General features: G+C 76.2%; 1 protein-coding gene and 1 pseudogene. One reads left to right on the top strand and one right to left on the bottom strand.

Annotated elements, in window-relative coordinates; all coding sequences use genetic code 11:
• On the bottom strand, positions 1-820 hold an 820-nt coding region (locus tag HGA02_RS19255), incomplete at its 3' end, for a DUF4397 domain-containing protein (protein WP_168680994.1).
• 186 nt (positions 821-1,006) lie between these two features.
• Here HGA02_RS19255 and HGA02_RS19250 point away from each other — a divergent pair.
• Positions 1,007-1,432: pseudogene (locus HGA02_RS19250) on the top strand (hypothetical protein); the annotation flags it as partial.

Below are 1,432 nucleotides of genomic sequence, written 5' to 3'. Positions count from 1 at the left end.
GACGGCGGACGGCCACGGACGACGCCGCGACCAGCCCGGCCACCAGCAGGCCGCCGGCCACCCAGGTCCACGCCGGGACCTCCGGGTCGGCCGCGAGGCCCAGCTCCCCCGCCGGCACCCCGCTCGGCGTGCCGTGCAGGCCGTCGATGACCTGCGTCGCGAGCGCGAGCGTCGACGGGGTCGCCGTCCCGTTGCCCCAGGCGTACACGATGGTGTTGGTGCCCTCGGCGACGTTGACGTCGGTCGGGCCGAGCAGCGCGGGCTCGGTCGTGCCGGCGGCGACGACGCTCGCGCTGACCGTGCCGGCGGGAAGGTTCAGGACCTTCTCGTTCGGGTTGGTCAGCCCGGAGATCACGGCGGAGCCGCCGGCCAGGACGTCGACCGCGGGTGCGGCGGCCACGTGCCGGACCGTGAGGCGGCCCTGGCCCGCGGCGGTGGTCGACGTGTCGTTGGTGAAGAGCGTGGCGGTCGGGTTCGCGGACGCGTCGAGGTGCGCGACCGCGGTGTACGACGTGCTCCCCGCGAGCTGGAGGTCCACCGGGCCGATCGCCGGCGACGACGCGTCGGCGGCGTCCGCGGCCGTGATCGCGACCGTGTAGGTCCCGGGCGCGAGCTCGAGCGGACCTGCGAGCGTGCCCGGCGTGAAGTCGTCGAGCGTCCGCTCGCCGTTGACCCACACGTCCACCGTGAGGCCCGGCACGCCGTGCAGGACGTACAGGGTCGCGTCGCCGGGAGCGGCGCCGGCGGGAGCGGAGGTCAGCATGACGGCGGCGAGGGCGAGACCGGCGGCTCCGGTCGCGGCAAGAGGTCGTGCGCGCATCGTGGTCGTCCTTCCGTGCGGCCCGCCCGGTGGCGGGACTCTCGACCTCTCTTCCCTTGTCGGGAGGCGTGCGGATGCATGAAGACGCAACTTTCTTGGTGGTCTCGGCGACGCGGTGCCGCAGCGGCGCCGTCGACCCGTCGCCGCGCCCGAGCCGACCGGGGGCGCACTGCCTACGGTGGGTCGATGGACGCGGTGTCCCGCTGGACGTGGGTCGCGACGGAGACGCAGTGCGAGGCGGCGGACGGTGCGGTCACCGAGCCCGTCGCGGCGGTCACGAGCCTGGCGTTCGTCGTCGGGGCCGCCGTCGTCCTATTCGTCGCGCGGACCTCCTCCGCTCCCCACGGGCGCGGACCCACGCCCGTGGGGCGGGTCCGGACCTACGCGGTGCTCGTGGCAGCGACCGGGCTGGGGTCGCTCGTCGAGCACGGCCCCGACCCCGCGTGGTCCGACGTCGCCCACGACGCCCCCCTCCTCGCGACGCTCACCTTCGTCGCCGCGGACGCCGCGGCCGACCTCGCCGGCCGCGACCGCGTCTGGTGGTGGTGGGCGGCCCCGACGACCGCGCTCCTGCCGCTCGTCGTCCTCGCTCCGCGTGCCGGCGACCGCGCC

The sequence above is a fragment of the Cellulomonas septica genome (assembly GCF_012396155.1).
Lineage (GTDB): Bacteria > Actinomycetota > Actinomycetes > Actinomycetales > Cellulomonadaceae > Cellulomonas > Cellulomonas septica.
Note: the sequence above shows the minus strand (reverse complement) of the source record. Positions and strands in the feature narration are given on the sequence as shown.